Origin of the sequence: Corallococcus silvisoli, assembly GCF_009909145.1 — a bacterium.
GTDB classification, from domain to species: domain Bacteria; phylum Myxococcota; class Myxococcia; order Myxococcales; family Myxococcaceae; genus Corallococcus; species Corallococcus silvisoli.
The window spans coordinates 1,288,377-1,309,609 of record NZ_JAAAPJ010000001.1; the positions used below are offsets into that span (position 1 = coordinate 1,288,377).

Annotated in this window: 17 protein-coding genes; 10 read left to right on the forward strand and 7 right to left on the reverse strand. The window is 70.6% G+C overall.

All coding sequences use genetic code 11. The annotated features are described in order from the left end of the window. Window positions 1–2: 2 nt before the first annotated feature. The 3 genes from GTY96_RS05195 to GTY96_RS05205 form a co-directional block, all read right to left on the reverse strand. A complete protein-coding gene (locus tag GTY96_RS05195; protein WP_235685413.1) occupies window positions 3–1,409 on the reverse strand; it encodes an ATP-binding protein in 1,407 nt (468 codons plus the stop codon). Window positions 1,410–1,544: 135 nt separating this feature from the next. Beyond that, complete coding sequence (locus GTY96_RS05200) at window positions 1,545–2,246, reverse strand: response regulator transcription factor (RefSeq protein WP_143898885.1); 702 nt, start codon at window positions 2,244–2,246, stop codon at window positions 1,545–1,547. Between the two features lie 26 nt (window positions 2,247–2,272). Continuing rightward, window positions 2,273–3,103, reverse strand: a complete 831-nt coding sequence (locus tag GTY96_RS05205) for a hypothetical protein (protein ID WP_235685337.1) — start codon at window positions 3,101–3,103, stop codon at window positions 2,273–2,275. 194 nt (window positions 3,104–3,297) lie between these two features. Between GTY96_RS05205 and GTY96_RS05210 the strand changes: the two genes are divergently transcribed. After that, entirely contained in the window at window positions 3,298–3,648 is a 351-nt protein-coding gene (locus GTY96_RS05210) for a DUF3088 domain-containing protein (protein ID WP_143898887.1), read from the forward strand. A 55-nt stretch (window positions 3,649–3,703) separates the two neighbouring features. On the opposite strand, the gene GTY96_RS05215 is transcribed toward GTY96_RS05210, so the two are convergent. Next, complete coding sequence (locus GTY96_RS05215; protein WP_143898888.1) at window positions 3,704–4,033, reverse strand: YnfA family protein; 330 nt, start codon at window positions 4,031–4,033, stop codon at window positions 3,704–3,706. A 340-nt stretch (window positions 4,034–4,373) separates the two neighbouring features. Here GTY96_RS05215 and GTY96_RS05220 point away from each other — a divergent pair, with 340 nt between their 5' ends. After that, window positions 4,374–6,833, forward strand: coding sequence for an ABC transporter permease (locus tag GTY96_RS05220; protein WP_161664018.1), 2,460 nt, complete (start codon window positions 4,374–4,376; stop codon window positions 6,831–6,833). A gap of 27 nt (window positions 6,834–6,860) precedes the next feature. On the opposite strand, the gene GTY96_RS05225 is transcribed toward GTY96_RS05220, so the two are convergent. Then, a complete protein-coding gene (locus GTY96_RS05225) occupies window positions 6,861–7,910 on the reverse strand; it encodes a serine hydrolase domain-containing protein (RefSeq protein ID WP_161664019.1) in 1,050 nt (349 codons plus the stop codon). Between the two features lie 198 nt (window positions 7,911–8,108). Here GTY96_RS05225 and GTY96_RS05230 point away from each other — a divergent pair, with 198 nt between their 5' ends. Beyond that, window positions 8,109–8,837, forward strand: coding sequence for a helix-turn-helix domain-containing protein (locus tag GTY96_RS05230; RefSeq protein ID WP_161664020.1), 729 nt, complete (start codon window positions 8,109–8,111; stop codon window positions 8,835–8,837). 199 nt (window positions 8,838–9,036) lie between these two features. Next, the gene (locus GTY96_RS05235; RefSeq protein ID WP_235685338.1) at window positions 9,037–10,383 is read left to right on the forward strand and encodes an amidohydrolase family protein; all 1,347 of its coding nucleotides are present in this window, start codon (window positions 9,037–9,039) and stop codon (window positions 10,381–10,383) included. 37 nt (window positions 10,384–10,420) lie between these two features. On the opposite strand, the gene GTY96_RS05240 is transcribed toward GTY96_RS05235, so the two are convergent. Continuing rightward, the gene (locus GTY96_RS05240) at window positions 10,421–11,335 is read right to left on the reverse strand and encodes an NmrA family NAD(P)-binding protein (RefSeq protein WP_161664022.1); all 915 of its coding nucleotides are present in this window, start codon (window positions 11,333–11,335) and stop codon (window positions 10,421–10,423) included. A gap of 105 nt (window positions 11,336–11,440) precedes the next feature. Here GTY96_RS05240 and GTY96_RS05245 point away from each other — a divergent pair, with 105 nt between their 5' ends. Then, a complete protein-coding gene (locus GTY96_RS05245) occupies window positions 11,441–11,992 on the forward strand; it encodes a TetR/AcrR family transcriptional regulator (protein ID WP_143898893.1) in 552 nt (183 codons plus the stop codon). 57 nt (window positions 11,993–12,049) lie between these two features. Here GTY96_RS05245 and GTY96_RS05250 read toward each other — a convergent pair whose 3' ends face one another. Beyond that, the gene (locus GTY96_RS05250) at window positions 12,050–12,946 is read right to left on the reverse strand and encodes an AraC family transcriptional regulator (protein ID WP_161664023.1); all 897 of its coding nucleotides are present in this window, start codon (window positions 12,944–12,946) and stop codon (window positions 12,050–12,052) included. A gap of 112 nt (window positions 12,947–13,058) precedes the next feature. Here GTY96_RS05250 and GTY96_RS05255 point away from each other — a divergent pair, with 112 nt between their 5' ends. From GTY96_RS05255 to GTY96_RS05275, 5 genes are all read left to right on the forward strand, one after another. Further along, entirely contained in the window at window positions 13,059–13,388 is a 330-nt protein-coding gene (locus tag GTY96_RS05255; protein WP_143898895.1) for a putative quinol monooxygenase, read from the forward strand. Then, window positions 13,385–14,128 (forward strand): SDR family oxidoreductase, encoded by a 744-nt coding sequence (locus tag GTY96_RS05260; RefSeq protein WP_161664024.1) that lies wholly within the window; start codon window positions 13,385–13,387, stop codon window positions 14,126–14,128. Before GTY96_RS05255 ends, GTY96_RS05260 begins: the two co-directional genes overlap by 4 nt. After that, window positions 14,125–15,303 carry a metallophosphoesterase gene (locus tag GTY96_RS05265; RefSeq protein WP_161664025.1) on the forward strand — a complete coding sequence of 393 codons (1,179 nt, stop codon included), beginning with the start codon at window positions 14,125–14,127 and terminating at the stop codon, window positions 15,301–15,303. The genes GTY96_RS05260 and GTY96_RS05265 overlap by 4 nt, the downstream gene beginning before the upstream one ends. A gap of 150 nt (window positions 15,304–15,453) precedes the next feature. After that, complete coding sequence (locus GTY96_RS05270; protein ID WP_161664026.1) at window positions 15,454–16,392, forward strand: alpha/beta hydrolase; 939 nt, start codon at window positions 15,454–15,456, stop codon at window positions 16,390–16,392. Between the two features lie 43 nt (window positions 16,393–16,435). Next, window positions 16,436–21,154: a hypothetical protein gene (locus tag GTY96_RS05275; protein ID WP_161664027.1), complete on the forward strand. Its 4,719-nt coding sequence runs from the start codon at window positions 16,436–16,438 to the stop codon at window positions 21,152–21,154. The last annotated feature ends 79 nt before the right edge of the window (window positions 21,155–21,233 follow it).

Consider the following 21,233-nt stretch of genomic DNA (forward strand, 5'->3'; position numbering starts at 1 on the left):
TGTCACCGTTTGTCACCGCGCACCGCCTGGGCGTCGGGCCAGGACAGCGCGACGCGTGCGCCCCCCAGGGAGGACTCCGTCACCCACGCCTGGCCCCGGTGCGCCTGCATGATGCGGTGGGTGATGGCCAGCCCCAGGCCGTGGCCCCCCGTCTTGCGGTTGCGGCTGTCGTCCAGACGGGTGAAGGGGAGGAACAGTCGCTCACGCTCGGTGGAAGGAATGCCAGGCCCGTCGTCATCCACGGCGATGGTGCAGTGGGCCGCATCCCGGCTCACATGGACGTGCACCTCCGAGCGGGCGTGGCGCTGCGCATTCCGGAGGAGGTTGCCGAGCGCCCGGCGCAGATAGCGCCCGGAGCCCTCCGCCTCCACGGTGCCCTCCGCATGGAGCTGGAGCCTCAGGTCCGGGCTGAACACGGCGAGCTGGCGGAACAGCTCCGTCACCATCGCCGTCAGGTCCACGCGTTCCCGCTCCAGAGGGGGCGCGTCGCGATGCAGGCGTGCGAACGTCAGGAACTCCTCGGTGAGCTGATCCAACTCGTCCACGTCCTGTTCCATGTCGGCCAGCTGCGCGTGGAGCGCGGCCACTTCTTGCGTTTCGCGCGCGAGGTGCAGGGCGAAGTGCAGGCGGGAGATGGGGGTGCGCAGCTCGTGGGAGATCGCCTGCAGGCTGGCCTGCTGCTCCTGGCTCATGCGCTGGATTCGCTCCGCCATGTCGTTGAACGTCCGCGCCAGGTGGCCCATGGGCTCTGGCCCTCGGGCCTCCGCTCGGGCTTGGAGGTCACCCTGTCCGAAGGTGCTCGCGGTCGCCGCCAGCCGCGTGACGTGCCGGTACATCGGCCACGTGAGCGCCAGCACCGCGAGCCCGAGCACGGCGAGCAGCACGGCGGTCTCTGGCGCGAGGAACTCAATCGCCCGCTCTGGGCTGGGGCCGAGCCGGAGTTCCTGCACCACGACCTGCTCCGAGCCGCGAAGTGGAAGGGCCAGGAACACCCGGTCCCCCGTGACGCCCGAGGACTTCATCCAGGCCGAGGGCACGCCCCGCGCGAGCCGCTGTCGGACGCGCTCTGGCGGATTCATGCCCAGCACTTCGCCCTGGGCGCGCAGCTCGATGGGGTAGTCGAAGTGCCGCCGCCATTCGGCCACGACCTCGCCCCACCGCTCCCGAGGCTGGGAGAGAAGCTCCTGCTCGATGAGCCATTGCAGCCCCTGGGTGAGGCCCTCCAGCTCGCGGCCCGAGGTCTCCGCGTGGGCCGCTGCCTGCTCCGCGTCGAGCGCTTGGGGCGGCAGCCGCTGCGTGGACATTCGCACCATCACGACGAGCGCGACGATGATGGCGGCGACGATGCCCGCGTACATCCGGAAGAAGAGCCCGCCCCATTGGTGGGGTGGGCCCACGCGCGGATTCATCACGCGAGCGCCTCTTCCGCTCTCGTGCCGAGGCGGTCCTGGCGTCGAGGGGACTCCCTGGGCGGCGAGGGTCGCGTCACGTGCCTCTGGACGTGTCATGGGTTGGGTCGGGCAGTGCGTGCCCCGGGGCTCGTCCTAATCCGGCGTGCAGAAGTAGCCACGGCCGCGCACCGTCTTGATGATCCGGTGTGGCGGCTGTTCGTCGCCCAGCTTCCGGCGCAGCTTGGAGATGCGCATGTCGATGGAGCGGTCCAGCCCATCGTGCTCGATGCCGCGAAGTGACGAGAGCAGGTCATCCCGGCTGAGCACCTCCGGGGCGCTGCGTGCCAGCAGCCACAGCAGGTCGAACTCGGCATCCGTCAGGTGCACGGGGGCGTCCGCGAGGCTCACCGTGCGCAGGACGCTGTCGATGCGCAGCCGCACCGCCGGAAGCCACCGACTGTCGCGAGCCGGTACCGCGGGCCCTCGGGTGGTACGGCGGAAGAGGGCTCGCAGCCGGGACAGGAGCACATGGGGGCGCACGGGTTTGGTGAGGTAGTCGTCCGCGCCCGTATCGAGTGCCACCACCTCGTGAATGTCCTCGTCCAGGGCGGTGAGCATGAGGATCCAGCCCGAGAAGATGGCGCGCGCTTGCCGGCAGACCTCGATGCCATCCATGCCGGGCAGGAGGATGTCGAGGACGAGGCAGTCCGGTGGGTCGCTCCGGAGGGCGGCGAGCGCGGCGGGACCCTCTGTCACGGTCCTGACTTGGAAGCCCTGGCCCTTCAGGAAGGTGCTGACCAGTTCGGCCAGCCGTTCATCGTCCTCGACGAGGAGTATGGACCGAGGGTTCTCCATGGCTCGCGTCAGCATCTAGCATCCGGTCACTGGACGCGCTTGATGTACGCGTCCGGGGCGCAGGACCGCAGTTGCTTGAGCGCGGCGTCGGCGCCCTGGCGTGAGGTCAGGAAGCTGGCCACCACCCACTTGTCTCGGGTGAGCCGAGGGAAGTCGTTGGTGTCCACCGCGAGCAGCGTCGAGCCCTTGCATCCCGCTTCCAACCGCGCCTCCGCCGCGCGCGCTGCAAGCACCGAGTCCTCCGTGCGGAGGATGACGGCCCAGGCCTCGGCGGGCTTCTCCACCACCTTCTTGCGTCTGGCATCCCAACGCAGCTCGGAGAGGGACCAGAGGTCCGCTTGATCTCCGTCGCCGATGTCGAGCGCGCGAGAGAAGAGGAGCCGTCCGTCCTGCTCCTCCACGCCGGAGGAGGTGGGCCCCTGACCCTCGCTCCCTTCCCAGGCTCGGGTAACGCCCTCCGCGTCCGCGATGAACAGGCCATGCAGGCGGTGCACATGCTCGAAGCCGGCCGAGTGGGTGATGAGGAGCGCCGTCGGCCCTTCCCGGAGGTTCACGGCCCGGACTTGGAGGGACCAGGAGGTCGACTCCTCGCCGCCAGCCCAGTCCGACCCAGGCCCCGTGCCCTTCGTCACGTCGCACGTGAGCGTGTTGTACGGCGCGGACAGCGTCGCCGTGCGCTTCGCGTCGCCGCTGCGAACACGCAGCGCGCGCTGGTCCTTGACGCACGGTAGCGCCACGGCCTCGATGCGAGGGGCGCTCCCCGTCGACCCCAGCACCTGCTCCTGGGCGCGCCCCGGCGCGGCTCCGGCGAGCAGGGGGGCGGTGGCGACGAGGAATGCGGCCGAGTGTCGGCGCATGGACCTGGGGACATGGGGCATGGACGTTCGAGCCTCGGAGAGAATCGCCTCACGGAGTCTGCACGGACTTCCCGCCTCGCAGAAGGGGGCCGGGCTGGCAGTGCCTGTCGCGTCCTTCCAGGAGTGGCAGCCGCTTCAGGGGACAGGTCGCGGCGACTTGAGTTCTGGGCGGGTCCAGGAGTAGCTGCGGGCCCATGCCTGTCGACACCTTGTTCCTGCTCGCTCCCGACTTCGCGGACCCTGCATATCCAGGCACGCGCTTCTACTGCGAGCACTGTGCACAGATAGAAGGCGTGTTGAGCTACTACCCGCAGGTCGCGCGCGTGATGGAGGTTCGGCGCATTTCATGGCCGCGGCCTCGCGCGGCGGTCGTCGCGCTCGTGGGGGAAGACAACCAGTGGTTGCCGTTGGTGGTGCTCGGCGAGGGCTCGGACGACCACGGCTGTGCCTCGGGTGTCCATGAGGGCAGACGCTTCATCTCTGGCAAGGACGGCATCGCCCGTTGGTTCTCGGCCCGCTTCGGCATCGCCGTGCCACATCCTTGAGCGACGTGCGTCGCGCGGATGGACGTGCATCCCGCTTCGTTCATGTCACCGACGCTCATCCGCGCCGGGGCTGGAGGACGATGATGGCCATGCCCGCGATGGCCACGAGTGCGCCGACGAGGTCCCAGGCCGAGGGCCGCTCGCCCTCGACGAGCCACATCCAGACGAGCGCCACCGCGATGTACACCCCGCCGTACGCGGCGTAGGTGCGCGCGGCGCCGGCCGGATGCAGCGTCAGGAGCCACGCGAAGGCAGCCAGGCTCGCGGCCGCGGGGAGGAGCAGCAGCGCCGACTTGTTCTCACGCAGCCAGAGGTAGGGCAGGTAGCAGCCAAGTACTTCGGCCACTGCCGTGAGGACGAAGAGCCCGAAGGCGCGCAGCAGCACGGTGCGGTACCTCCCACGAGACCAGGGACGCGGCGGGTGTCCTGGTACTACAGGCGGGCTCTCAAGTCCGAGCGAAACCGCGCCTCGAGCGCGCCTCCGGGCGCCGAGTGTCACGGGCCTCCGTGGCGCGCGCCAGCACAGCACGTGGACGGAGTTCTCCGCTCCGCTCTTCCAAGGAGCACCGGCAGTGGTGTCGCGGTCGTCCCCTGAGCCGTGTCCCTTTACTGGCTGGCTGACCGGCGCTGCCTCCCAGTAGGGGTTCGTGGGGGAGCCGCAATCGCCGGTCGGCCTGGGCGTAGCCGCCCCGGAGGCCGCTGTCCGGCCTCGGGAGAAGTCCTGCATGGATACCGTTCTGGGTGGACTGCGTCAGAGCCTGCGCTCGTTGGGCCGCAGCCCCGGCTTCACGCTGGGATGCGTGCTGATGCTGGCGGTGGGGATCGGCGCGAGCACCGCGCTCTTCAGCGTGGTGGAAGGGGTGCTGCTGCGCCCGTTGCCCTATCCGCGCCCCGAGCGCCTCGTGGAACTCGCCCAGCGCGCGGCGGACGGCCATACGATGCGGTTCTCGGACCCCAACTTCGAGGATGTGCGGACGCGCGCTCATACCGTCGCGGCGCTGGCCCAGGTATCGGGCACGGAGAGCGTCGTCGTCACGGGCGCCGACGAGCCGACCTTCGCCACACGGGTGCTCGCCTCGCGCGACTTCTTCTCCGCCTTCGCGGTGCGGCCCGTCCAGGGCCGCCTCTTCGGCGAGGAGGAGCAGCAGATGGAAGGGGAGCCCGTGGTGGTGGTGAGCCACGCCTTCTGGAAGCGCAACCTGGGTGCGCGGCCGCTGCCCCTGTCGAATACCCTCACCTTCGAGGGACGCGCCTACACCGTGGTGGGGGTGATGCCCGAGTCCTTCGACCATCCGGCGGGCACGCAGCTGTGGATCCCTCGCGAGCTGGAGGCCCGGCTGCCCAGCCGCTCCGCGCACAACTGGCGGGTGGTGGGGAGGCTGTCGGACGGCGTTGACCTCCAGGCCGCGCGAGTGGAGCTCACACACATCGCTCGCGAGCTGGCGGCCCAGTACGGCCAGGAGACGCCGATGCGCGACATCGCCGTGGAGCCGTTGCAAGAGAGCCTGGTGGGGCGCGTGCGTCCCACGCTGTACCTGCTGTCGGGCGCCGCGGCCTTCCTGCTGCTGGTGGCTGGCGCCAACGTCACGAACCTGCTGCTCGCTCGTGCGGCCACCCGTGCCCGGGAGCTCGCCATCCACGTGGCCCTGGGGGCGGGGCCCGGCGCGTTGATCCGGCGGTTCCTCATGGAGTCGCTGCTGCTGTCATTGGCGGGAGGCGCACTGGGGGCCGTGCTGGCCGCCTGGGGCGTGCGCGCCCTGCTCGCGGCCGAGCCGGGCCACCTGCCACGGATCAACGAGGTGGAGGTGAACGCCACGGTGCTCCTCTTCACCCTCGGGCTCTCGCTGGTGCTCGCGCTGGGGCTGGGGTTGGTGACGGCGCTGCGCGCGGCGCGGCAATCTCCAGGGGCCGCGCTGGCGGGCGCCGGGCGCACGCTCAGCGGAGGAGGGGGCGCCGAGCGGACGCGCCGGGCCCTCGTCGTGGGACAGCTCGCGCTCGCGTTGATCCTCCTGGTGGGCGCGGCGCTGCTCGGGCGCAGCCTGATGGGGCTGCTCTCGCTGGACCCGGGGTACCGCACCGAGGATGTCGCGGTGCTCAGCCTCGTGCTCCCGCCAGCCAAGGAGGAGGCGCAGGGGCGGCGCAACGTGCAACAGCAGGAGCACCTGCTCTCGCGACTGGCGGCGCTGCCCGGCGTGCGCGCGGTGGGCGCCGTGAGCAACTTCCCGCTCGAAGGAAGCGCGGCGGGGGATGGCACCTTCATCGTCCTCAACCGCTCGGACGAGGTGCGGGACTTCGAGGACTTCGGGCGGCTGGCGCGCGAGCGCGAGCGCACCGGCTCCGCCGAGTACCGCGTGGCGAGTGAGGGCTACTTCGCCGCGCTCGGCATCCCGCTCGTGCGCGGGCGCCTGTTCGATGCCCGTGACACCCTCGACGCGCCTCACGTGGCCGTCATCAGTGAGTCGCTGGCGAAGGCCCGCTGGCCCCACGAGGATCCGCTGGGCAAGCTCATCCAGTTCGGCAACATGGACGGAGACTTGCGCCCCTTCACCATCGTTGGCGTGGTGGGGGACGTGCGGGAGCAAGGGCTGGATGACGCGCCCAGTCCCATGTTCTATGGCTGCTCCCGGCAGCGTCTGCGGCTCTCCTCCCACTTCCACGTCGCCGTGCATGGTCCGATGGGCTCCGCGGCCCTGGTCGCCGCGGCGAGGCCGGTGCTGCGAGAGCTTGCCCCGGAGCTGCCCTCGCGCCTGTCCACGGTGGAGGGGCTGCTCGCGGGGTCGCTCGCGCCCAGGCGCTTCAGCCTGCTGCTGCTGGGCGCCTTCGGTGCGGTGGCGCTGCTGCTGTCGGTGGCGGGGCTCGCGGCCGTCGTGTCCTACGCGGTGGCGCAGCGCACACGGGAGTTCGGTATCCGCTTCGCGCTGGGCGCGACGGCGGAGGACGTGCTGGGGTTGGTGCTCCAGCAGGCCGCGCGGCTCGCGGGGCTGGGAATCGTGCTCGGCGTGTTGGGGGCCGTGGGGCTCAGCCAGGTGCTCGCGGGGCTCGTGTATGGCGTCAGCACCACGGACCCGCTCGTCTTCGTCGCGGTGGCGCTCCTCCTGCTCGGCGTGGCGCTGCTCGCGAGCTGGCTGCCGGCCCGGCGCGCCTCGCGCGTGGACCCGAACACGGTGCTTCGCTCGGGTGCCTGAAAGGCGGGCGCCACGGGTGCGCTCAGGTCAGGGGGCGGGCCTGCAGTCGATGCCGGCCTTCACGGCGGCCCGGAGCAGGTCGTTCGCTCCCGTGCCCATTCGTGTCGCATCCATCCCCGCGACGGCGACACCGAGGTCGAGGTCTGGGCACACCATCGCCGCCACACCCCAGAAGCCCTCGTGCAGCCAGCAAGGGCTTCCATCGGCGCGCTCCAGCCGGAAGATGCCCATGCCCCCGCCGTCCTCGGTGTTCGTGGAGGGGACCCGCGACATCGTGTCGAGCGTGGAGGCCCGGGTGAACACCTCTCCGGAGAACAAGGCCTGGAACCAGCGGGCCAGGTCCGTCGTGTTGGACACCAGCCCTCCACCGCCAAAGAGGTCGGCCGTGGCGTCGATGCGGGTGAGCGGAAGTCCGTCATAGGCCTGCGGTGCCAGGACGACAGGGTTCGCGGGGGGCGGCTCCAGCTTTTCGAGCCATGTGGCCTGGAGCCCCAGCCGCTCGAAGCCGAGCTGGCTCCGGTAGGCCTGAGCGAGTCCCCAACCGGTCCTCGCTTCCAGCACGGCCCCCAGCAACAGGTAGCCCGTGTCCGAGTACGCGTAGCGCTCGCCCGGTGCGCCCACGGGCGCGCCATGCTCCAGCGCGAAGCGGACCTGCTCCTCGCGGGTCCAGACGTGCTCCGGTGCATCGAGGACCGTCGTGAGGTAGTCCTCGCTCTGGGCGTAGTCGAACAGGCCGCTGGTGTGGGTGAGGAGCTGCGCCATCGTCATCCGCTCGGGCGCATAGCCTCCTGCGTGCAGCAGCTCCGGATAGGGCGCGGGGACCACCGCCGCCACGGTGTCATCGAGGGACAGCTTGTCGTCCTCCACCAGCCGCAGGATGGCCGCGGCCATGTATGTCTTGGTCACGCTGGCGATCCGGAACGGGGCCCTTGGGTCGAGCGACTCCATGCCGGGAGCCTGTACCGCGCCTGAGAACTCGAGCCCCGCGGATGGGATGCGCACGCTCATCAGCCAGCCGGCGTTGCCGGGGTGTGCTTCCTGGACCTCCTGCAGCGTCTGCTGGAGCGACTGTCGCACGGCGGCGGCGTCACAGGTGGGGACGTCAGGGGCATCCGACCGGCAGGCCAGCGAGCCGAGGAGGAGACAACTCGTGACGGCGAGCGCGCTGCATGCCGCGTATGTTGGGGACCTGCGTGACGCCATGGAGACTCCGGGATGTGGAGCCTCCACTGTGTCGTGGCCAGGGCCGGCGGCGCTTGAACGCTCTTCGGAAGAATGAACCTCCTACCTCTCTTCGTCCTCGCCCCGGAAGCCGGCATCTTCGTCCTGCGGTCCAACGACGCTCACTCCGCGCCCCACCGTCAGTGGGGCACCGCGATTCTCTTCGGACTGGAGGGCGCGGTGACGGTGCGGCACGCCTCGGGCAGCGCGCGAGGCCGCATCGTGGTGGTGCCTGGGGATGTCCCGCACGTGACGTCGTCCCGGGGACCGCTGGCCAGCGTGGTGCTGGACGCGGACCACCATCGCGCCACGTTCCGAGCGCTGGCGCGGCGCCTGCCCTTCGCCCTGGAGTCCTCCAGCGCCCTGGCTCAAATGGTGGCGGTGGTGGCGCGCGGGAAGGGAGCGGTCGCGCGCGGCGCCGAGCAGGCCGTGGCGGGCCTGCTTCCCATGGGCTCGGCCCCGGTGGGGGATGGCCGCATCGCGCGCCTGCTCGACATGCTGGAAGGGGAGGAGGAGCACCCCCTCCCGGTGCACGCGGCCCGCCTGAAGCTGTCCACGGGACATGTCTCGACCCTGTTCCATGCCAGGGTGGGAATCCCCCTGCGGCGCTGGTTGCTGTGGCGTCGCCTCTTGCGCTCACTGCCCCTGCTGCGCGCGGGCGGCCTCGCGGAGACGGCCGCGGCCTCGGGCTTCTCGGACCAGGCACACCTGACTCGGACCTGTGTCCGCTTCGCGGGCTACACGCCCCGGCAACTGGCGAACGCGCTCGCCTCGCACGGATGAGCTGTCGTGCTCATGACGCAGCGGCCGGATGCGGAGCCAGCACCGAGGGGTTCCAGTTTGAAGCCGTGGTCCTATGTACAATCGTTGACGTGGCTGGATACGCTCCGCTCTCGCGGGCAGGTCGACTCTCTTTGAGCGTGCAGTGGCTGCGCACCGCGCACCCAGGAGCGACGCCTTGTTCCATGAGTCCCGACGACTTTTGACGACTGTCATTGGTGCGGCCCTGCTGTGGAGCCTTCCCCTCTCATCGTGGGGGCAGGCCCCCTCCGCGGAGAAGCCCACGCGCATCGCCTTGCGCGCCGCGAGGCTCTTCGATGGCAAGAGTGACCGAGTCCTGCCGGATGCGGTCGTGCTCATCGAAGGCTCGAGCATCCAGGCAGTGGGCACCGGCCTCGCCATCCCCGCGGGGACACGGGTCGTGGACCTGGGGGATGTCACCCTGCTTCCGGGGCTGATCGACGCGCATTCGCACCTGCTGATGGAGGACGACACGGAGAACGGAGGTGACGGCGTGTTCAGCACCCTCCTCCAGCGCAGCACCGCCGAGCGCGCGCTCCTGGGCGCGAAGCTGGGCCGTGAGATGCTCGAGGCGGGGGTCACCACGGTGCGCGACGTCGGCAACTCCGGGGTCAACGGGGACGTGGCGCTGCGCAACGCCATCCAGCGCGGCTGGGTGCCAGGCCCACGCATCTCCGCCTGCACCCGCGCGCTCGCTCCACATGGCGGGCAGTTCCCCACGTTCCAGCTCGCGGCTCAGCCCCTCATCGAACAGGAGTACGTCACCATCTCCGGCGCGGAGGAGGCCCGGCGCGCCGTGCGGCAGGCCATTGCCGACGGCGCGGATTGCATCAAGGTCATCGTCGACAACGGGCACAACCTCCTCTCGTTGGAGGAGCTGAAGGTCATTGCCGAGGAGGCCCACCGCCAGAAGCGGCCGGTGGCGGCGCACACCACCCTCGACGAGAGCATCCGCATCGCGGTCCAGGCGGGCGTCGACTCCATCGAGCATGGGTATTCCCTCCCCGACGACGTGGTGGCGCCCATGGTCCGCAAGCGCATCTTCCTGGTCCCCACCGACGGCCCGTTGGAGGTGTGCGACTCCTTCGATGAGAAGGTGGGCAACGTGGAGCGCCAGCGCAAGATGAAGGAGCGCTGCCGGAGGAACATCACCAAGGCCCAGGACCGCCTCCGCCGCGCGGTGGCCGCTGGCGTTCGGATTGCCGCGGGCTCGGACATGTACATCGTGCTGCGCGGGCTGACCCGAGGGCAGGCCAGCGTGCGGTGGTTCATCGCCTATGCGGAGGCGGGCCTCAAGCCCGTGGAGATCCTGCGCGCCGCGACAGTGAACGCGGCGGAGCTGCTGCGCATGCAGGACCGGGTTGGCTCGCTCGAGCCGAACAAGCTCGCGGATCTTCTCGCGGTGGAGGGTGACCCGCTGAAGGACATCCGCGCGCTGAAGCAGGTGCGGTTCGTGATGAAGGACGGACAGGTGGTCCTGGACGCACGGGCTCAGCCGAAGCGGGTGGATGAAGCGGTCCGTTTCTGAGCACCGCGCCCTCGGAACCGCGACGCCAGGGCCGCAGTCAGGTCGGCTCGCGACGCTGGCGTGCCCAGGTCTCGAAGCTCATGGGCGAAAGACCGTAGGAACGCGCGAGCTCTGGCCGCGCCAGGACCGGGGCGACGTTCATGTACGTCAGGCCACTCGCCACGCCGGGATGCAGGCCGGCCGCGACGGCCTCCTCGACCGTGCCGGACTGGACCGTGTACTCCTTGCCGTCGAGACGCGAGAGGATCTCGGCGATCCGAGGGAGCGTGAGCAGGTCACCCGCGAGCTGCAGCGTCACGCCGTTGAACTTCTCGGGATCGTTGATCGCCGCCGCGGCGGCCTTGCCAATGTCCTCCGGCGCGATCAGCGGGATGGGCCGGTCGGTCCTGATCACGGTGATCAACCGGCGCCCGTCGACGAAGCCGGAGGGCTCCAACATCGGATGATCCATGAAGGTGGAGGGCAGGATGAGGGTCCAGCGCTTGAAGCCCGCGTGGCGTACGAGATCGCAGGTCGCGAGCTTGTTCTCCCAGTACTCCTCGTGCGACTTCCAGCGGCCCTCCGCCCACCCTTCGACGTTGCGGTGGTCACCGACGCCGGACGTCGCGGTGTGCACGAACGTCCCGATGCCCTCGGCAAGCGCGGCCTCGACGAGGTTCCTCCCTTGCTGTCGCTCCTTGCTGAAGTCGACACCGGTCGCGGTGAGGGTCGGTGACTGCATCGAGAAGACCGCCCGCGCCCCGGCGCAGGCGGCGCGCAACGACGCCGGATCGTCGAGGTCCCCGACGACCACCTCGGCGCCAGCCGCCGCGAGGGCCTTGGCGGTGGGCGCCTCCGGATTGCGCACCATCACGCGCACCGACGAGCTGCCTTCGGCCAGCAGCGCCCGGGCGGTGGCGCCGCCCTGGCGCCCCGTGGCCGCGGTCACGAGAACGGAATCAGTGCTGCCCATGGGCCGCTCCTCTTTTAAGTGGGGGACCCCACCGTTTAATTTCGTGGTTGAATATGGGGGGGGGCCCCGTTTGTCAAGGAAGGTCCCCATGAGGAGACGAGCGCCGTGAGTCATGTGAAGCCGTTGCGCGCGGACGGGCGACGCAACCGGGAGCGGATTGTCGCCGCCGCCGCGGAGCTGGTCGGAAGGGATGGCGCGCAGGCGTCGCTCGAAGAGATCGCGCGGCGGGCGGGGATCGGCTCGGCGACCCTGCACCGGCACTTCCCGTCGCGGCAGGCGCTGTTGGAGGCGGTCTTCCGCGATGGCGTCGCGCAGCTCTGTGCGCGGGCCGCCGCGCAAACGGGTGAGGATCCCGCCGCCGAGCTGGTGACCTGGCTCGAGGAGGTGACGGTCTACACCGCGACCAACCGCGGGCTTGCCGCCGCGCTGTTGGCTGGCCCGGATGGGCTCACACCCGAGGAGCTCTGCTGCACCGACATGCTGCTCGACGTGTTGAAGGGGCTGGTGACACGGGCGTCATCGGTGGGCGCGATCCACTCCGGCGCCACGACGGAGGATCTGATGATGCTGGCGAACGCGATCGCCATCGCCAACGAAGACGATCCGCTCACCGCGCGCCGGGTGCTGCGCCTCGCGCTCGCCGGCATCCGGTCGTGAACGCCATGGGAGCACCTCCTCCCGCCCCCGCTGCGGCTCGGCGACGGGGGAGGCCGCCTAGCTTGCCCGCGAATAGCGGCCCGGAGACTGGCCCACACGTCGACTGAAGGCCGTGGTGAAGGTGCTCGCCGAGCTGTACCCGACGCGCTCGGCGACCTCGGAGATGGCGAGTTCCCGGCGGCGAAGCAGCCCGCGGGCAACAGCCATCCGCCAGTCCAGCAGGTACTCCATCGGCGGCAGACCCACGGTGCGCGTGAAGCGATCGAAGAACGCCGAGCGCGAGAGGGCCGCGCTCTTCGCGAGCTGGGCCACCGTCCACGGTCGCGTGACGTGCGCGTGCATCTGCCGTATCGCGGGAGCGAGCCGCGCATCCGCCAGGCCGCGGAGGAGCCCTGGGGGCGCGTCGTCGGCCGGTGTCGAGCGCAGCGCCTCGATGAGCAGCAGCTCCACGAGACGCGTGAGCACGAGGTCCCGGCCCGAGCGCTGCTCGCTCGTCTCGTCGCGGACCAGTCGCACCAGCGTCGAGAGTCGCTCCACGCCGCGCACGTGCACCAGGGCCGGGAGCAACGACACCATCAGGGCCGCGTCAGGCGAGTCGAAGACGAAGTAGCCGCCGAGCGTGCGCACGTCGGGACGGCCGCCGCGCGTGCCGTAACGAATCTCCCCCTTCGGAGTGGGCGCCGCCTTGGCGTCGATGCGCTCGGGCACCACCGGCTCGAAGCCGGACATGGTGAAGCCCGGCGTCGCCGGCAGGAGCACGAAATCACCCGCCTGGAGCGTGAGGGGAGGCTGGCCGTCGACAGCGAGTCGGCAGCTCCCTTCGAGCACGGCACTGAAACTCGGCTGGCCAAAGTCCGAGTAGCGAACCCCCCAACGGCCTGCTCCGCTGATGCCCTTCGAGAAGACGGCTCGTGGCTGAAGCAGGGCGATGACTTCCGAGAGTGGATCGGTCATGTCTGGACTCTAGCAAAAGAAATATGGACCGCACGTGGTGGAGAGTCCTGTCGGCGGCACGTACCTTGGGACCATCAGCGCCGCATGAACCGCGGCCAACCAAGGGGTCGACATGAAGGCAACGTATGGGTTCCGGGCGACGATGACCGCGCTGCCGGGACGAGGCGATGAGCTGGCGGCGCTGTTGCTCTCCGCGGTGAGCGGCACGGGTCTCGTCACCAACCAGGACTGCGTCCTCTATCTGGTGGGGCGCTCCAGCAGCAATCCGGACGTCGTCCACGTCACGGAGGGGTGGACCACGAAGGAGGCGCACGCCGCGAACTTCGCGAGCCCGCGGGCCCAGGCACTCATCGCCGAGCTCGCCCCGCTCGTCACCGGCGAGGCTCAGTACCAGGACGAAGTGCCCGCTGGCGGCAAGCTCGGCGCGGGGGTGGTGTCATGAAGACGGTGCTCATCACGGGTTGCTCCTCCGGCTACGGACTCGAGACGGCGCGCCACTTTCACGCGCAGGGCTGGAGCGTGGTCGCCACCATGCGAGCCCCTCGCGAGGATGTCCTCCCTCGTTCGGACCGGATGCGCGTGGTGCCGCTCGACGTGACGAAGCCGGAGAGCATCGCGGCGGCGCTGGAGGCGAGCGGGCCCATCGACGTGCTCGTCAACAACGCGGGCATCGGGCTCATGGGGCCCTTCGAGGCCACGCCGATGGCGACGGTGCGTGAGGTGTTCGAGACCAACGTCTTCGGGGTGATGGCGATGACGCAGGCGGTGCTGCCCCAGTTTCGCGCACGCAAGTCGGGCGTCATCGTCAACGTGACGTCCAGCGCGACGCTGGCGCCGATGCCGCTGGTGGCCGTGTACACCGCGAGCAAGGTGGCCATCGAAGGCTTCACCGCGTCGCTGGCGTTCGAACTCGAAGCCTTCAACCTGCGCGTGAAGCTCGTCGAGCCGGGCTATGGCCCGACCACCCGCTTCACGAGCAACGGCGGCGCTCGCATGGAAGGGCTGTTCCCCGAGGCATATGCGCCCTTCGCGCAGCACATCTTCGCTTCATTGGGGCAGCCGGCCGCGGTGACGCGCGAGTCCGACGTGGCTGAGGTGGTGTGGCTTGCCGCGAACGACATGTCGGCGAAGCTCCGTTATCCCGCGGGCCCTGACGCGGTCGCCCTGGCCCGGTCGGCATGAGCAAGCTCGGTGAGGCATGGACTTCGCTGAGCGGGTTTCTGCTGCTCGGCGTTGGGTGGCTCGCGTTCGAGCACTACTACTTGTGGGCGCGGCTGGTCCGGGATGTCGGCCTCCCCAAGCCCGCTGCGTGGACGCTGACGTGGAGCCTGGTTGTCCTCGCGGTCAGCGTTCCCGTGGGCGTGTTCGCGAGCCGCCTGGTGCCTCCCGATTTGTCGGTGTGGTGGCTCACGCCGGTCTACGTGTGGATTGGCGTGTCCACGCTGTTGCTCATGTCACTCGGGGTGGTGGACGTGCTGCGGGTCGGCGCTTCCATGGCGCTTTGGGACTCCGAGCCGATGGACGCAGACCGCCGGCAGGCGTTGGCGCGCATGAGCGCGTTGGTCGCGGTGACGGTCGGCGTCGTCGCCAGCGGTTGGGGGCTTCGAGAAGGCCGCCGGGTTCGCGTCAAGCGGGTGGAGGTTCCGCTGAAGAAGCTGCCGCCCGAACTCGACGGGCTGAGCATCGTCCAGCTGTCGGACATGCACATCGGGCCGATGGTGGGTCGGGAGTTCGTCGAGCACGTCGTGAGGACGGTGAATGCGCTGGCTCCAGACGTCGTGGCCATCACGGGCGACCTGGTGGACGGCAGCGTCGAAGACCTCGAGCAGCACGTCGCGCCGCTCGCGAACCTCACCTCCACCCATGGCACCTACTTCGTCACGGGCAATCACGAGTACCACGCGGATGCGAGTCGGTGGTGCGAGCACCTCGGGCAGCTCGGCGTGCGAGTCCTTCGCAACGAATACGTGGAGCTGGGGAGCGGTGAGCAGGTGCTTCACCTGGCGGGTATCGACGACTACGAGTCCGCCAGGTTCGACATCGGCCATCGGGTAGACCTCCCACGGGCCGTGGCGGGCAGAGACACGCGTCGAGCGCTGGTTCTTCTGGCGCACCAGCCCAAGGCCGTCCACGAAGCCGTTCTGCACGAGGTCGACCTGCAGTTGTCAGGGCATACCCACGGAGGGCAGATGTGGCCGCTGGGGTGGCTTCAGCGCTTGGGGCAACCGGTGGTCGCGGGGCTCGCCAGGTTCAGCAAGACCTGGGTCTACGTCAGCAGCGGCACCGGCTTCTCGGGGCCTCCCATGCGGCTCGGCGCTCCCGCGGAGATTACGCAGCTCGTCCTGCGAGCAGCCTGACGGCATTTGGAAGTCGGCGGCTCGTTTCTTGTCTTGGAATAGAAGCGTTTGGATTTGAGGCCTGGAAGGTCTGAGCCAGGCCATGTCGATACATCCCCATGAGCGCCGCCTTCATCGCGGCCACGCTCGAATCTGGAGAACATGCAAGCCATGAAGACGCTCCATCTGGTCGACCCCGCCGTGCGCGACATCGTTGCCTCCATGAAGGCTTTTGATCCCGCGAGTGAGCCCCTGGAAGCGTTCCGTGCTCAGCTCCTCGCGAGCTATGCGCAGATTGCCGCCCCAATGCCTCACGCACGAGAGGAGCGCTGGGTGCCGGGGCAGTCCGACGTGCGAGTCCTGGTGTATCGACCGGGCAACCCGCCCGCGGTGCAGGGGGCCATCCTCTATGTGCACGGCGGCGGCTACATCGCGGGCGTCGCGGAGATGACCGATGCGGCGTGTGTGCAGCTCGCCGAGGAGTACCAGTCGCTGGTCGTCAGCGTCGACTACCGCCTCGCGCCGGAGACGCCCTTCCCCGGTCCCATCGAGGACTGCTACGCCGCGTTGAGCTGGCTGATGCGGGAGGCGCCTGCCTTCGGGGTGGACACGTCACGGGTCGTCATCATGGGGCACAGCGCTGGCGGAGGGCTCGCGGCGGCGACCGCGCTCCTGCACCGCGACCGCGGCGGCGCTCCCCTGGCAGGACAGGTGCTCATCTATCCGATGCTCGACGCCCGCACCGGAACGCCGGACGCTCCGGTCGACAACCCGAGCACTGGCGAGTTCGGGTGGACGCGTCCGCTCAATCAATTCGCGTGGCAGGCGCTGCGGGGCGGCGCCGCGATTCCGAAGGAGCGCGAGGGCCACTACTCGCCCTCGCTGGCGTCCGGGGTCGAGGGCTTGCCCCCGACGTTCCTGGCGGTGGGGGGCGTGGACCTCTTCCTGGAGGAGGACGTCGCCTACGGGATGCGCCTGTCCCGCGCGGGCGTGCCCGTCGAAATGCACGTCTACCCAGGCGGCATCCATGGCTTTGATTTGTTCCCGACCGCCTCCGCGGCCCGGTTTGTCGCTGACCTTCGGAGTGCGCTCGCGCGCCTGCTTCGATGATGCGGGAGGGGCACGGGGCAGGCGACCCTCTATAAAGGGCTCCATGCCTCAGCCCCGTTCGGAATCGTTCACCCCGCGCCGCCGCCGCGCGCTCCTCTCACAGCGGCTCCGCACCGAGCGGCTGGCGCCCACGGAGCTCCACGCACTGCTCGCCGCGCCCGAGCCTGAGGAGGTCCACGCAGCGCTGCTGCATCTGAAGCGGCGGCTGGAGCGGCTGGAGGGCGGGGACACACCGTCGTCGCTGATGGAGGCGCTTCCGCCGGCCCTTGGCGCGTGTCCTCCCGAGTCGCACGTCCTCCTCGCCGAGCTGGCCCGCCTGCTTCCTCTGGAGGTTCCGCTGGCGAGGCTGGCGTCCCTGTCGGAGGGATGGGGACCCCTTCCCGTCGAGGCCGAGGTGGCGTGGCTCGTGGCGGAGATCCTCCGTGAGCCCGCGAGGCTGGCCTCCCTGCCGGTGGGAGGGCGGGTGTTGCGTGCCGTCCAGCGGCTCTCCCCGGCCGAGGCTCCCGACGCGGAAGCATTGATCGACGCGCTGTGCTCCCATGCGGATCCGGAGCTCCAACTCGAGGGCCTTCGCCACCTGGGCGACGCGCTCGAGCTGGGGCTCGTGACGTTGACGCACGCGCTGGCGCTGGGAGTCCGCGCGCTTGAAGCCACGGATGCGCGCGTGGCGCTCCAGGCCGCGGAACTGCTCGCCGAGCCCTGGGCCGCCAGGCCCGAGCTCGCTCCCCCCACCCGCCCGCTCCATCCGCTGACAGGTCGTTCGGAGCGGCTCGCGCTCGCTTCGCTGCGAGTCGCCGCCCGTCGAGGCGACGCCGCGGCGCTGCGGCTCGTGTTGGAGGACGGGCGGCAGTCGGGCCCGGTGCGGCGCGAGGCCATGGCGCTGCTCGCGCCCTTCGCGGGCCATTCGGAGCTGCGGCTGGCGCTCCACCTCTCGCGGGAGGACCCCCTCTTCTTCGGGCCCACATGCGCGGGGCTGCTCCAGACGCTCTACCGGCGGGGCGTGCGGTGCGAGCCTGACGACGTTCCCGGTGTGAGCGAGCTGTTCCTCTCCAGTCCATCGGTCGCTCCCGCCGTCATCGCGGAGGTGTTGAGCCTCCGGCAGCGGGAGTACGTCGAACCGCTGTGGACGCTGTCCGCCACGGACGCGGACTTCTCCCGGCACCTCACGCTCCTGCGGGAGCTGGACGGCCCCGAGGCGCTGGGCCTGCTCCGCGCGCTGCTCGTCCGGCCCGAAGCGCATCCACTCCGGCCTGAGATCATCGAGGCACTCGGACACCAGGGACACGCGTCCGCCGAGGAGGACCTGCTCCGCTGCTTCGATGCCGAGCCCTGGGCCTGCCTCGGTGCGCTCCGTTGCCTGGGAGGCGCGCGCGCCGTGGAGTTCCTTCGCGCCCATCCGGGCCTGCCTGCTGCCGCATGGCGCGCCGAGGCACTTGGCTTGGTGGCGATGCTCGAGGACGCACCCGCGGCCATGCCGTGGGCTGAAGGGGGTGCGTTGGGCCGGGAGGCGCTGGCGAGCCTTCAGCCGGTCCACGACGACGCGACCTTCGCCGAGGTCTCCCGGCTCGCCCTCCAGACGCAGCACCCGCTGCGGATCCAGGCCATCGGCCAGCTCGGTCGGGAGGCCCGGCGGCGCGCCCTCGTGCCGCTGGGCGCGCTGTTGCTCGACGCGGACGAGCAGGTCCGGACCTCGGCGCAGCAGGCGCTTGTCCAGGTGGGGCGCGGGCTCCATGCCAGTGGCCGCATGCGTCTGAACGGACTGCCTGCCTGCGCTTCGGAGGACGAAGCCGGCGCACGGGTCGTCACGGAATGTCTGCTCGAACAACTCCAGCAGCGGGACCTGAGTGACGCGCAGCTCGAACGCGTGCTGGGCCAGCTCGTCGGGCGGAGGCATCCGGCGCTCGCGCGGCGGCTGCGGCGCTTGCTCCGCCATGGGAGTGTGCAGGTGCAGAAGCTGGCGCTGGAGTGCCTCTCGCAATCTGGAGACGCGCGGGCCGTGGCCTGGCTGGTGCCCTTCGCGCGCTCGGAGGACATCTATCGCCTGCGGCAGGCGCTCAGCGGGCTCGGGGCGTTCAAGGTGGAGTGGGGCGTGCCGTTGCTCGCGGCGGGGCTCGACCATCCCAACATGAACATCAAGAAGACCGCCGCTGATGCGCTCACGAACACGGGCCCCGGCTGGCCGGCGCCCATCGGGGTGATGCTGGGCTGGCTCCGGCGCCACGACAACCCGGGCCTGCGCGAATCGCTCGTCCGGGCGCTTCGTGCCACCTGCGGCCGGGGCTACGTGGCGACCGTCCTCGATGCGCTCCAGGACGCCGGCTCGCCTCGTGAGCAGGAGCTGCTGTGCGAAGCGCTCTCGGGCGTGCTCTCGCCCCAGGCGCTCGTGACGCTCCTGCGGCGGGGGGCGCGCTCCGCGACGGCGCTGAACGACGCGGTCCACGGCGGAGTCATCGAACTCTCGCCGCGAGCGCGCGCGGAGCTGGAGGTGCTGCTCCGCCGCCATGCGCTGTCGCGCTGGATCCCCGCCACGTCCGACGATCCCGAGCAGGCGAGGTTGCTCCGTGAAAGGCGTCTGGACGTGGAGCTGGCGTGGGTGGATGACGTGCTGTCCTCCGGGGACGCGGGCGTCCTTGAAGCCGAGGCGGAGGACTTGCTGAAGCGGCTCTCCGCGTTGGCCAGCGCGGGTCTCACGGATTCGCGTGCGGCCGTCCTGACGCGGCACCTCGATGGGCTGCGCACCTTGCTGGACAGCCCCAGCGCCGCCTCGCGGCGATTGGCCCTGGGCCTGTTGAGGGCGCTCGCCGGGCGGCTGTCCGAGTCCGAGCGCGTGGGGGTGCTCGCGGAGGTCCGCCGCGCGTGGACGGGGGCGCGCATCGAGCCTCACGAAGCGCTCACCGTGCTGCATCAACTGGGGGCCGTGCCCTCCCTGGAAGAGGCGCGGATGGCCTCCGCGCTCCCGGAGGAGCCCGTGGCGCTCTGGGGAGCGGAGCGACTCGTCCTCGCGGAGGAGCTGGCTGGCCCGCGATTGCTGGAGGCCCTGACCCAGGCCCGCTCACCCAGGGTCCGGCGGTTCTTCGTGCCATACGCGCTGCGGCAGGTGCCACCGCTCCAGGTGCTGGCCGCCGTGGCGCGGGGGCCGGACGTGGACCTGCTGGAGACCGTCCGGAAGGCATGGGACGCGCGGGGTCCAGAGGACGCACTGCTTGAAGCGCTTGCTGACGCCGTTGGAGTGGGGGCGTCCGCGCAGGTCGGAACGCTGGTGCGGTGGATGGCGGACGTCGGGACAGAGGCGGCCCGCGCGGCGCTGCGGCGACTCGCGCGCCACGCTGAACGGGGGATCGCGCTCGAGGCGCTCACGGCGCTCGCGGTGCCCACATCGGGCGACGACGAGGCGCTGCTTGTCGACCTGCTGTCCCATGCGCACGTCGAGGTCCGGCGACAGGCCGCGCGACAACTCTGGAGGGTGCGGGGACTGCCTCGCCTCCAGAAGCTGCTGGACACCCTTGGCGAAGCGCGGCCGCTCCGGTGGGTTCCTCCGGGGGCCGTGGACCGGCAGGACCTGGACGCCCTCCGCGAGCGGATGGGCTCCCTGGAAGAGGGCGTGGAAGGAGAGCTCTGGCTGGAGGCGCTGCTGGAGCTGCTGGACGGTCTCCGCCCGACGCCGCGCCTGCTCCCGACCCAGGTCCTGCTCCTGCTCGACGTGTGGCGGCTGGGCCGTAGTCGAACAGGAGAGAGGGCGGCGGCCATGCTTCGCGCGTTCCCGGCCACGCAGGTGCTGCCCTTCGCCCTCCCGATGCTTCGAGAAGGCCACACCGCGGTGCTCGAAGTCCTGCCGGGCGATACGGTGTGGGGGCCCGAGCTGATGGCGTTGTTCGTCCAGGCACAGGGCCTGGACCGAACGCACTTCCTCGAGTGGCTTCAGCGAGGGGGATTCGCGCAAGGCCGCGACGGCCGGACGCTGGAGGACGCGCTCTTGCGCATCGTCCACGAGGACGCCAGTCATCGCGAGGTGGCGCTGCGGGTCCTCGGTGGACTTGCGTCCTGGGGAAACCGCGACGACGCCTTCCGACTGGGAGAGGGGCTCATCGCGCTCGCGAACCGCGACGACGACGCCCAGGCACTCGCGGCGATGACGCGAGGCCTCGAACGGCAGGGCCCGGAGGTGCGAGCCGCGCTGCTCGCGCGGGTCACCACGCCGGCGCTGCGGACGGACGTCGTCAGCGCGCTCGCGCCCCTGCTGCTGGATGACCCGTCGCTCGAAAGGAGCCTCACCGCCGAGGTGATGCGCGACGTGGAGCGAAAGCTGGAGACCCTGGCTTGGGAGGTCCCGGAGCCCGACCCGAGGGCGATGAAGTGGATGGCGCTCCGGGGGACGCCTCACCTCGTCGAGCGACTGACGAAGCTGCTGGCCCACCGGAAGTCCCCGGTGCGCCTGCACGCGCACCGGCTGCTGAAGGACCAGGTGCCCCGTGAGGCCTACCTGGAGCTGACCCGGGCGCTGCTCCGGGACGCGGAGGCCGGGCACGTCGTCCGAGCCCTCCGGACGCTCGCCTTTGGAGGGCACCTTCCCGCGGTGGCGGAGATGGCGGCGCTGCTGCACGACCGCCGCAATCCGGTGGCGCGCGCCGCCCTGGACGGATTGCGCGTCATGGGAGAGGCCGCGCTGCCCATCCTCCGGGGGGAGCTGGCCCGTGCCCGCCCGGACCGCCGCGCGCAGCTCGCCCAGGTCATTTCGAGCCTGGAGCCAGGGGCACGTGATTGAGCGCGACGGGCGGGGACCCTCCCGCCCGTCACGCGTCGCGCCTGGGGGCCTTCGTCACCTGCCCCCTGTGGTCGCGGAG

Excerpts from the sequence above, each read along its gene's own strand:
- GTY96_RS05195 (WP_235685413.1), bottom strand. The coding sequence starts at position 1,409 with ATGAATCCGCGCGTGGGCCCACCCCACCAATGGGGCGGGCTCTTCTTC.
- GTY96_RS05200 (WP_143898885.1), bottom strand. The coding sequence starts at position 2,246 with ATGGAGAACCCTCGGTCCATACTCCTCGTCGAGGACGATGAACGGCTG.
- GTY96_RS05205 (WP_235685337.1), bottom strand. The coding sequence starts at position 3,103 with ATGCGCCGACACTCGGCCGCATTCCTCGTCGCCACCGCCCCCCTGCTC.
- GTY96_RS05210 (WP_143898887.1), top strand. The coding sequence starts at position 3,298 with ATGCCTGTCGACACCTTGTTCCTGCTCGCTCCCGACTTCGCGGACCCT.
- GTY96_RS05220 (WP_161664018.1), top strand. The coding sequence starts at position 4,374 with ATGGATACCGTTCTGGGTGGACTGCGTCAGAGCCTGCGCTCGTTGGGC.
- GTY96_RS05230 (WP_161664020.1), top strand. The coding sequence starts at position 8,109 with ATGAACCTCCTACCTCTCTTCGTCCTCGCCCCGGAAGCCGGCATCTTC.
- GTY96_RS05240 (WP_161664022.1), bottom strand. The coding sequence starts at position 11,335 with ATGGGCAGCACTGATTCCGTTCTCGTGACCGCGGCCACGGGGCGCCAG.
- GTY96_RS05250 (WP_161664023.1), bottom strand. The coding sequence starts at position 12,946 with ATGACCGATCCACTCTCGGAAGTCATCGCCCTGCTTCAGCCACGAGCC.
- GTY96_RS05255 (WP_143898895.1), top strand. The coding sequence starts at position 13,059 with ATGAAGGCAACGTATGGGTTCCGGGCGACGATGACCGCGCTGCCGGGA.
- GTY96_RS05260 (WP_161664024.1), top strand. The coding sequence starts at position 13,385 with ATGAAGACGGTGCTCATCACGGGTTGCTCCTCCGGCTACGGACTCGAG.
- GTY96_RS05265 (WP_161664025.1), top strand. The coding sequence starts at position 14,125 with ATGAGCAAGCTCGGTGAGGCATGGACTTCGCTGAGCGGGTTTCTGCTG.
- GTY96_RS05270 (WP_161664026.1), top strand. The coding sequence starts at position 15,454 with ATGAAGACGCTCCATCTGGTCGACCCCGCCGTGCGCGACATCGTTGCC.
- GTY96_RS05275 (WP_161664027.1), top strand. The coding sequence starts at position 16,436 with ATGCCTCAGCCCCGTTCGGAATCGTTCACCCCGCGCCGCCGCCGCGCG.